The organism is Clostridium sp. C8-1-8, from assembly GCF_009928445.1.
GTDB lineage: Bacteria > Bacillota > Clostridia > Clostridiales > Clostridiaceae > Clostridium_AR.
This window is the reverse complement of the sequence record NZ_JAABNO010000037.1, coordinates 36266-48103: the sequence shown is the minus strand read 5'-3', so window position 1 is coordinate 48103 and position 11838 is coordinate 36266. Positions and strand designations below refer to the sequence as shown.

Annotated in this window: 6 protein-coding genes; all 6 read right to left on the bottom strand. The window is 32.4% G+C overall.

The features are described from left to right. Positions 1–609: 609 nt before the first annotated feature. The 6 genes from GXK57_RS23610 to GXK57_RS23585 all read right to left on the bottom strand — a co-directional run bounded on the left by GXK57_RS23610 (position 610) and on the right by GXK57_RS23585 (position 11366). Positions 610–1041: a hypothetical protein gene (locus GXK57_RS23610; RefSeq protein ID WP_160680472.1), complete on the bottom strand. Its 432-nt coding sequence runs from the start codon at positions 1039–1041 to the stop codon at positions 610–612. A gap of 18 nt (positions 1042–1059) precedes the next feature. After that, a complete protein-coding gene (locus tag GXK57_RS23605) occupies positions 1060–7635 on the bottom strand; it encodes a DNRLRE domain-containing protein (RefSeq protein WP_160680471.1) in 6576 nt (2191 codons plus the stop codon). A gap of 384 nt (positions 7636–8019) precedes the next feature. Continuing rightward, positions 8020–8247, bottom strand: a complete 228-nt coding sequence (locus tag GXK57_RS23600; protein WP_160680470.1) for a hypothetical protein — start codon at positions 8245–8247, stop codon at positions 8020–8022. Positions 8248–8936: 689 nt separating this feature from the next. Next, a complete protein-coding gene (eutH, locus tag GXK57_RS23595) occupies positions 8937–10025 on the bottom strand; it encodes an ethanolamine utilization protein EutH (protein WP_160680469.1) in 1089 nt (362 codons plus the stop codon). Positions 10026–10312: 287 nt separating this feature from the next. After that, a complete protein-coding gene (locus tag GXK57_RS23590) occupies positions 10313–10906 on the bottom strand; it encodes a GNAT family protein (protein ID WP_160680468.1) in 594 nt (197 codons plus the stop codon). Positions 10907–11078: 172 nt separating this feature from the next. After that, positions 11079–11366 (bottom strand): CD3324 family protein, encoded by a 288-nt coding sequence (locus GXK57_RS23585; RefSeq protein ID WP_160680467.1) that lies wholly within the window; start codon positions 11364–11366, stop codon positions 11079–11081. Between the last annotated feature and the right edge of the window lie 472 nt (positions 11367–11838).

Here is an 11838-nt window from a genome sequence, read left to right as displayed (position 1 = left end):
TTTACCCAAACTCCAAAGTCTTGGTATCTATCCAATTTTCTCAAACTCGAAATCCATTGGTATAACTGGTCTAGAAAGACTGGCCACAGTACCCCATTGTTAAAACTAATGAACTTAGAACCGTCCGTTTCAAAAGCTTTTGCCAAATCAGCTTAGTTTCTACAATGATTTAGAAAACCTGTAGCATCATTAAGTTTCCATTATATCTAGCATTTTCAATAGTTTGATGTATGTTTCTACTGATTTTTATTAGTTTTATAATGATGCACTAATGGTCATATTTCTTTCTTAACTTTACCATTAATTTGCACATAAAGAAAAGCCAACAAGTATTTTTAGTACCTGTTGACCTTTTACATGGTTACCTCTCACTGCAGAATTCTAATTATGCAATTACTTTTCTTTATAAAACTTATTGTAATTAAAGCTATGTAGTAATAAGCTTATGTATTTTACTTTTATGTAGTGTTTCCTATTGTCTTTTGTGGTCAGAATAACTTTTTATCATTATATAAAAACCACCACATCATTGCGTGGTGGTTTTACTTATTGACTTACTGTATCATTCTGATTGTTAAGTATCTACTTCTCAACTTTTTAAGTAAAGCATTATTCTTTTCCTAAATATTGTCCATTTTCTATATCATACTTTCTCTCTATTAGATTTCCACCATGATGCTTTAATACTTTCATTATAGCATTGAATAAGGCATTTTCAATATTAGCACCCTTACCTTTGTACTCCGTACCTCGATTATCTTTTGCAATACATGAATGTACTTCTCCGTTAAATACTAAATTAAATGTAAAGTTATTTTCCTCGAGCCATAACATTAAATCATAAGCACTCGGTAACCATGTGCCTTTCTTATATATATCTTCTGGCGACAAGATATCACCTGAAGGAAGAATTTTACCACCTAATACCCATTCCTCGTTATCGTATTCAAAAAAATCATAATTATTATACATGTCTTGATATGCTGGCCTTTTAAAGCCATTCTGAAATAACTCTAACGCTAAACTCTTTGATATATACAATTATTTTCACCACCGTTTCTAATTAAGTTTAATAATTTTACCTACTTCTCCTTTGAACTTACCTTCAATAAAGTTTCCATTTATATCAGCATCGTGTACCCATTGAAGTGTTTTACCTACTTTTCTATATACCTTATAAGCAGAACCACCATGACCACCAAGGTCTTTACTCCACCAATAACCGTTTTTATCCATATACGCAGTCATTGTTTTACCTTGAAATCTAAACTTTAGCGAGTCTTTTGCATATTTTACAATATTCCACTTTTCAGCTGCTTTTGCTACTTTAGCGCCCGCAGCGAATACCCCTCCAATTACCGCAGAATACATAAAACCAGTTGCTGCTCCGTCTATTGCTCCATTAATTGCACCCTTGACTCCACCTGTAGCTAATCCTATAGCACCACCAAACACTGCGCCTCCTGCAGCTCCACCAAGTGCCGTTTGTAATAAGCCAATCGCTACTGGTGCTCCTGCACCTCCTGTTGCTACTGTTATGGCGGTCACAATTGCTATAGCCCCAACGCCAATTAGCACTTTAGTTGCCCACTTTGGCCAATATCCATCATCATCAACCATATTTACTGGATTATTCCTACAGTAAGCAAACATATTTGAGGTTAATAACTCACCTGTACTTCCTGTTATTGTATCTGCATTAACAAACCTTCCCCATTCAGGATTATAGTAACGACTTTGAAGATAGTACAATCCTGTTTCACTATCATAGCGATACCCTCGGTAACGATACGGATTCTTAACTCCTACACTATCCTTGAGGCTTCCATCAATAGATATAACCTTACCCCAAGTATCATAGGTATATGATACTACTTGTGTACCAGTCTTATCTATTAAGCCTATTATATCACCTTGCGCATTTCTTATGTAGAAATATTCTACGCCATTTAAATTCATTGAAACAAGGTTGTCCGAACTGTCATAAGTATAATACAATTTATCTGTACCATTACTTTCGTAAACTACTTTATCTCCCTGTAAATCGTAGTTTGTAGTAACTCCATTATAAGTCTTTTGTGTTCTTATTCCATCATCATTGTATCTAAAGCTTAAATTTTTACTATTACCACTTATACTACTCAGTTGTCTTCCTGCTTGCCAATTATAAGTGTATCCATCATAGCTCAGTGGATTTCCTATTTGATCATAAGTTATGCTTTTGCCATTGTATGAGGTTAACTTATCCTTCCAATTTGCATCTCCATATCCATAATTAATGGTAGAGGTTGATCCGCCTAAAGCTCCTGTAGTATATGAATATTCTATCTTCGAAGTTATATTTCCTCCGGCATCATAGCTGTAAGTTAATGTTTTACCTGCGCCTTTATTATCTTCTCTTATAACTTCATTTAATTCATTATAGTAGTATTTAGTTACATTGCTTCCTTCTGTTATTGTTTCAATATTACCATTAGCATCATAGGTATAACTTATCTGATTTCCATTATTATTTATACTTTCTACTTGACTTGTAGTTGCTCCATTTTGTCCAGCTTTGTAAGCATATGAAGTATTGTATAGTGTTGGATTAATAGTCCTATTTGTGATTCTCCCTAAAGAATCATAGGCTTTCGATATACTATTCCCGTTTGAGGTTATAGTTTTAGTTTCCCTATTATCCTTATCATACTCATATGAAGTTAAATATGATGAACCATAATACTGTGATAAAACCTTACTAATATTATTGTTCAAATCATAATCATATCTTACGGTGTTTTGGCTATTATCGCTTACCTGTGTTAATCTATCAGATAAGTCATAGGTATATTTAAAACTTTTATTATTTACCGAATCCTCTTTATAAGCAAGATTACTATTAGCATCATACTCATATTTATATTCTTGTACTTTTGGTACTTTTATGGATATTTTAATGGATTCTACTCTTTTATTTTGTCCAGTTGTCCCTGCCAAAGCACCATCTTTTACAGGATCCATCCAGCCTATATCTTGTACTTGTACCTGATAGGTGACGCTATATCCTGCTGGAGCACCTTCAAGCTGAATTTTCATAGCTTCAATTCTCAAAGACTGTCCTGCTGTTCCAGCTATATTACCATCATAAACCCAATCCTGCCAGCCTATGTTTTGTACATATGCTTGATATTTTATTCTCATTCCTTGTACAGGACTAGTAAGTTGTACCTTTAAAGCCTCTAATCTCAATCCTTGACCTACAGTTCCTGATATTGCTCCATCACTAACCCAAGGTTGCCAACCTATGTTTTCTACTTGTCCGTCGTAATTTACTCCTACACTATTAGTAATGCTGGTAGATTTGGATACTAATCTATCAGCATTATCATATACTAAAGCCGTACCATTGCCATTACCATAATTTGATTGAAGGAGCTTACCAGTTCTAGATTCATACTTGTTCGTTATAAGATTTTGACTTCCCACAGCTACTGTTGTATTATTTCCTAAAGAATCATATCCAAAGTTATAACTAAAACCATTATGGGTTATAGCTTTTATTTTATCATTATCATAATCATAACTATTTTTAATCATTGTTCCATCAACAGTTTTTGATACACTCTGCAATCTATCTACATTGCTATCGTAGGTATAGGAAGTAGTAGTTTTCTTTGCATCAGTTACACTATCCAAAGTTCCTTTTGTCTCATTATAATTATAAGTAACTGTATTACCTGAAGCATCTTTTAAACTATTTATATAGTTACCACTTGCAGTATATCCAGCTTCTGACTGAGTAAATATAGTACTGTCTCCTACTTTTGCAGTTTTAGGATTACCATTACTGTCATAAGTAAAGCTGTAAACTACATTTTCTGCTGTAGTAGCCTTAGTTATATTATGCTTAGTATCATACTCATATTTAAACTGAGAACCTTTTGGATCTGTAGAAGTCATCAAATTATTGCTTCCATCATAATCAAACTTTGAGTTTTGGTTAGCTAAAGTAGCTGTTGAAACTACATTCCCCTTACTATCATATTGAAAGCTTGTACCAAACTGTTCTTTATATAGTTGAAGCCCATCAAAATAAGCAGTGTTAGCATTTTTATAATATATAACATAAAACAGTAATCTCTTATAGTCATTAGTTGCTACGAGCTTCTTAGCAATATACTGCCAATCATTGACTTCGCCTAGCATATCTATTCCATACCATTCATAAGTATCATCGTATAATTGAAAGCCTACACTCAAAGCAAAACTCTTACCTGAACCTGTTGCCACTGATGCTCCTTTTAGCCATCCTCCTAAAACAAGAGAATCACCTTTCTTCCCAGGTTGGTTTATGAATTGATATAAAGCCTTTTGTTTATCTGCGTTACCTACTATCTTAAAGCTTCTATTTCCAATTCCGGATGGGTATGGAGCTCCTTCCGTGGTTACTGGTTTATCATTACTATCCAGCTGACTATTAGCTTTCCAATAAGTTGGCATATCCCCACCATAAATCAAGTTGGAGTTTTCAACTAAGTTATATCTATTTGCAACAGAACCTTCCTCAAGCTGTACACAGTCATAATATACTGTTCCTGTACTATTAAGCATCGATAGAGAAATCCAAATTCCATCTCTTGCATCTACAGGTATTGTAAAATCAAAGCTATATCTTTGCCAATCATTAGTACCATTAATATATTTTCTTATAAATTGACAGATACCATTTGCATCAGTATACCCCACAAAGAAGCTTGCACCTGCATCATTCTTTACAGGAATACCAACTGTTTTTACATATGCTGAAAGTGTATATCTTTTTCCCTTTTCAACTGTTAGTGCTTGTTCATAATCTGTACCACCAGCTTCAGTTGTACTATTTATCTTAAGGGATTGATTCCCTAAGTATTTATCTTCAGTTACGTATCCTTTAGAGGAAACATTTCCATTCCACGTTCCCGGATTCCAATTATTACTGTCTTCAAAATTATGGTTTAGTAAAAGGTTAGTATTAGTCTTTTGCAGCTTAGATTCTGATTTTGTCTTGTTCTTATTACTATCATTTATATTATCAATATAATCATAATACTTTGCACTTCCATCGCTTGCAGTTACACCAGTTGTATTTCCATAATTATTAAACTGGTAGGTAGTTCGTCTTCCCTTGCTATCAGTGAAATAAGTTATATTTCTACTATATTCAATGGTTTGTTGCTCTCCTAAGGTTCCATCATTATGAGTTTCTAAAATACTCTTAATTCTATAAGGAGCCATATCATAGTATCCATATTTTATTTTATAACCATCTATACTAGTAGTATCAGTCATTCTTTGCAATGAATCATATGCAAAGCTTGATGTTTTAGCATCCGGATAAGTTATGCTTGTAAGTGAGCTTCCATTGTAAGCATAAGTTGTTATTCTAGATGCTGAATCAACTATCTGTGATAGGTTTCCACTACTATTATACTGTAGCATCACTACCCTACCTGCTCCATCTGTTATTGATTTAATTTTAGTGCCATCATATGCTATGCTAAGCATATTTCCGTTTGAATCCTTAACATTCACTAATAAACCACTAGTATTAAAATTTAAAAGATTGTCTTTCTTATCTTTAATAGTAAAAGTTCCATCACCATTTTTAGTTAGAGTTAAATTCATGCCAGATTCATCTTTGAAGGTTGCAGATGCCGAATCATATTTAAAGTAATGAACTGTACCATCTTCATCTTCATATCTATAGTAATCTACATTTTCTATTTTTTGATAATAACTTACTTTTTGACCATAATTGAGTCTCCATCCAAGGCCATATCCAATATTTTGGTCTTTATTGTTACTATTAAAAACATGGTTTACGGAGATTGGCATTTTACTTCCTGTTGTAGCTACATCACTATGAACATGAACCAAATTACCATTATAGTCATTGACATAGCCTGTACCAGCTCTTCCAATATCTTGAGAGTGATATGTCCAATAATCTTCAAGACCTGAATTATTTACATAATCAAAAATTATACGTGGTCTCAAATTAACATAAGTATCACTTACGTCCGAAGACCAAAAGGCTGTATGGCCTGCATTTTCATCATTATATTTGAGCATAACGCCATTGTTAGTTCCAGTGGTATACCACTCCTTAGCTATAGAAGTTATATCCCATTTATACCACTGGTCATTGTTTAGCACTCCATAATCAACTATTTTAGGGTCATATGAAGGTTGACTATTCCATCTGATATTAGGAGCTTCCCAGGCTGAAGTAACTTTATGTACATTTATCTGAGAAAAGGTTCCACTAACAGTAGGTTCTTTAAGTAAATACATATTTGCATTAGTAATCATATCCCCAGTAGTTAACTTTGGTAGATTTACAAACTTCATATATGATCTTGTATATCCTACTCCTGGAGTATTACCCATCCTTAAATATTGATTATTACTTTTATCTGAAGTATCATTTGAACATACAAAGGTTTCTTTTATATCCGCCTGAGCAATTGATGATGAAATAGGAGGATCTATGGTAACTGGATATTTTCTATCCTTATTATTTAACCATTCGCCATTAGGTTGTATAGTTAGTATGTACTGGTTTTCTGATTGATTCAGCTTTACATCTATGTCCTTACTTTCAGCACCACTGGCATCATACATATATGGTACTTGAATTGAGAAAATCGCTTTTGTCTTATCCTTATCATCATAGAAGACAATGCTTTTGTCTTTTTTTACTTCTGGAATTAAATTTTTAAAATTCAACTTAAAATCCAGTTTAAGGTTTTCCACAGGTTTATCTATGATAATATTTTCTTTCAAGCTGTTTCCTAAAAGGTCATATCTTAAATCAATATTTTCTAAAACCTGCTTATATTCTACTGAGGAACTTGCCTTAGTATTAACTTTCTTATTTTCATTTTCATTTATAACTTCTTTAACTTTACTTTTTTCAGCTTTGCTTAACTTTTCATATTTCTTATCTTTTTCTACTTTTTCTTCTGATTCCTTTTTTATATCAGCTTTAAGCTTTGTCTCATCAACTTTTATTATCTCTGAGTTAGACTTTTTTGAAGTATCAATTCCCCAAGATAGCTCATACTTATCTTTTTGAACCTTTATGAGCTTCTTACTATTTGTATCCTTTGCAAAAGAAATTTTAAAAGAATTTTGTTTAGTTTTCAAGGTGTTTTTATCAGTATCTTTGATTTTATTTACGGTAGCTTGTACATTACTTTTCCTAGCATTTTCAGTACTTGCTTCAGAACTTACACCATCAGCTTTGAAGGTATCATCACTGGTTTCCTCTAAAGTGTTATCAATTTCCTTCCACTTACCATCTTCAAAATAATGTACTGGAATAGGATACACTGCTGCTTCATAACTATGGTCTTCCTTCATGAAGTACTTCGTACTCTCATCCCTTTTTTCATTGACTTCCCCTACAATCTTACTTTCTTTTTGAGCATTCTCTAATTCTAAAGCAGCCACTTGTTGATCTTCCAGCTTTAGTTGTGAAACATTCTGCTGCGTATCACCTTCCATTAATGTACTCGGATCAGCCGCCTTTGCTACTACTCTAGTTGGTAACGATACCGCTAAAAATGTTACCACTAGAAGATTGGATATTAACTTAAACTTACCTTTCATGGTTTCCCCCTAATAAATAGACATGAGCTTAACTATATGAATCTTTTCCTTTGATACAGTTAAATTATATCCGCTCATTCATTGCTATTCAACGCATATATACACGTTTCCATACATTCCCTCATATTCTTCCACACAACTCCATTTAGCCCTTCAAACCAAACATTTGTTGAGCAATAACATAAATACAATTATATTAATCCTTGACATTCTCAATAATAATATTCCTTTACTTCTGTTTTCTAATCCAACCTAAAATTAGTTTTTTATTTAACCTTAAATTTCTTCACAAAAAATAATAGAGCAGAACACTACCCTATCACTTATGTTAAAAATCATATTTATTTTTAAATCACTTCTTATCAACATACATACTAGACTTAATCAAAATCTTAGTTTTCCCAAAGTATCATAACTATAGATTACTACTTGTGTTCCGCTACCGTCAATAAGACCTATTATATCTCCCTGTCCGTTTCGGATATAGAAGTACTCTGTACCGTTTAGCTTCATGCTAACTATGTCATTACTACTGTCATTACTGTAGTAGATTTTATCTGTTCCATTAGTTTCGCAGGTTACATTATCACCTACTAAATGGTACTTAGTCACTACTCCATTTACTTTTTTCTCTGTACATATTCCTTCATTATCGTATTTGTAGGCTATGATTTGACTACCATGTAGTAATACTTTATATTACCTCTAACAAGAATATTATTATTAATACTTGTATACCTTTTGTTGTCCATCTATACTGTCAAATAAGCATTTTCTCCTATTTTTTATTCAACAATACAAAATGAAAGAATCTAAAATCATCTTTATGAATTAAAAACTGCTGACTAATTACGGAATGAAATAATAGACTTATTTAAGTTCCTTTAAAATTCAGAAATCTCCACAAAATTGATTTGTTATTTCAATTTTGTGGAGATTTCTATGAATAACCGAAAAGGAGCATCGTTTCTGATAAAAAATTAATCATTTTGCCACACTTTATTTTTAAAAATTTAGGCTATGTTTAATAATATTGTTGAGATTAAGATACACAGGACTTATAAAAAGTGAATGATTAAATAAAGAGTAAAACTGTACTGTTCGAACGTAGTGAGTTTACAGTTTTAGCCATGGAATATGACAAAATCATACTAATTCTTTGCGTAAGCTCATCTAAGCATCGGATGACTGACCACTTAATTTCAACACGGTACTTTAACAGGGCCAAAATTTAACAATATAACAATTTAAGAACTTAAGAATTTATAGATTCTATGCGGTTTTGCTAGGCTTTTATAAAACTAATGCCGAGTTTTCTTTTGATTTTTTGTCACCGCTATTGCTAAGATCACTGCACAAATTCCAGCAGTTAGTTTACCTACAATCATTGGAAATATCATATTCGAACTCACACCAGCTGTGAACCCTAACTGACCACCAAAAACAGAAGCAGCGCTGACTGCAAAGGCTATGTTTATGAGCTTTCCTCTTTCGTCCATTTCTTTCAGTAAGCCCAAGGTAGGAATCACGTTTGCTAAGGAAGAAATAAGTCCAATTACTGAAGTCTCATTTACTTTTAGTATATTTCCTAAACTTTTTAGCTTTTTACCAAGCAATTTATTTAAAAAGTGTACCATAGGAAAAGCTCCTGCCAGCATTATTGCGATAGAACCAACAGTTTTTATGCCATCATATATTGATGCCATACCTTTAACTAAGGTTATCCCTGCAGTTGCTTCTAATATAGCTAGAACAGTCCCTACTGTAACAAGTACCATTATCACCTTTGCAAAGACAACAAAGCCTTTAATCATTTTTTTAGGAATTAAAATCAAGCCAAAGGCTAAAAGTAAAGACAAAGTTATTATTGGTACTAAGTTGTGAAAAATCATAGCTAGTTTAAAGCCTGCTGCAATTCCACCTACTATACAACCTAAAGGTATTGTCACTATACCTGAAAGTATACCTTTCGCAAAAACTTCATGATCTTCTTTCTCTATAATTCCTAGAGCGACAGGAATTGTAAATACTATGGTAGCTCCCATCATAGAGCCTAAAAGTATTCCAGAAAACAAACCTGCTTCTCTTGTTTTGGCAAGCTCCATTGCTAAAGGATACCCCCCCATATCTAAGGCTAGCAAAGAAGTAGCAAACATAGAGGGATCAGCTCCTAAAAATGAATATATAGGAACAACTATAGGCTTAAGAAGCTTGGCCATTATAGGTGCCAAAGCTATAATACCAATCATTGATATGGCTAAACTTCCCATAGTTAAGAAACCTTCATCAAATTTTCGTCCATAGCCTCTTTTATTTCCTGTTATCTTATCTATAGCTCCTATCACCATAAACACTGCAAGTATTGAAACTATTATTTTATTTACATCCATTTTATTTCTCCTATAATACATAAATAATATTCTTTTCAATTATAAATAAAAACATATAATATCATAAATTTTATTATGAAGGAGTGTATGCGGATAGTAAATAGTAACTTCTAAAATTCAACTTGCTACTATGCTTTCTAGCATTTAGAATTAAATATTTTTTATATGAAATGGCTTTAAAGATCAAAAATAAATTCTTCATTAGTGATTTCTTTCTCAAGCTCATTAAATCATCAGATAACTAACCACTTAATTTCAACAAGCTAATTTAACATAGCCAATATATTTTACAAAAGTTCTTTAAAATCTACTTTTTCATTTACGTATTTCTTTCTAAAATCTTCTTCCAGCATACTTAGAGTAACTAAGTCATAGTACCTATGATTAAAATACCAACCATCTCTTTTTATTCCTTCTCTTCTAAATCCTACTTTCTCATATACATGAATAGCTCGTTCATTAAATTCAAGTGCCTCAAGTTCAATCCTATGTAGATTTAACATCCCAAATCCATAGTTAAGAGCCAATATTAAAGCTTCACTTCCATACCCTTTACTAAAGTTCTCTTTCTTGAATATTCCAATTCTGATACTAGCGCTTCTATTATTTCTATATATGTCGTTGATTACGACCTCTCCAATTAACTCATCTGATGCTCTGGAAAACATAAGAAAATCAACTCGACTATTATCTGTAGAAATATCCTCTAGATATCTTTCTACATTCTCTTTACAGAACATCTGCTGAGTTCCTGTAAATATTACAGACTCTATATCGCCTTCTTCATTAAAACTCTTCCAATATTCATCTTTGTACTCAATCCCTAACTTTTTTAAATATATCTTTTCACCCTTTAGCTCTAAAAAACTTTTAAAATTCATCTTTTCTCCTCCGTCCCATGAATTATACTTAAAATAAAGATTTTATAAACTGCATGTTTAAAACATAGCCAAAGAAAAAGCATTGTAGATTTTCAGTAAATCTACAATGCTTTCTATATAATAATTCCATTATAATCTATAAAAAATGAATTCCTCAATCTCATAAATATTTCTATATGGAATTTGAGCATTTCTTTTTCTGTTCACATATTATCCTTCTTATACTCTTATCAGAAAGATAAAACTCACTGGCAAGCTGCATAACACTAGCTCCCTTTAAATACTTAGAATATATATCTTTGTTTCTCATATCAAGCATATTCCTCGTACCGCTTTTCTCCCCCCAGGACTTCTCTTTTCCTACTTTCCTAGGTATATATAAATATTCTCCATCTATATATTGTTGAATTATTTCTACTATTTCAATTGGCAATACCTTATCTGCCTTACTATATTTCATAACCTTACTCCTCCCAAAATAAAATTGGTCAAAGCAAAGGCCCAGAAAACATAGTAACTATATCGCTTATCAAAACCTTGCGGAAATATTTTAGTGGCGTTATCCACCACAACCTATTTCATTAAAAATTACTAATGTAATTTTTTTGAATCTGTCTCTTACAAACCTATGTAATCCTAGGTTGAAAGATTTAAGGTACAATTGTTACTACCTTAGCAAAATAAGCTTTGTCAGTCTATGCTTCAGCTGCGTTATACTAATAAGCTTCTTAGTGTAATCAGCTAGAAAACTTTCTTTATTAAATTACAAGCTTAAAATCAGTTAAATATAAATAGTTTTTACTAAAGAGTAATATACCTTCAGCTATTCAATGAAATTAGGCTCCGCACAAAGCATAGCCGACTCTGTTTTATGGCCTTTGCACGGAGTAACTTGAGATCCTGAATTTACATTATAAACCATCAAATCTCCC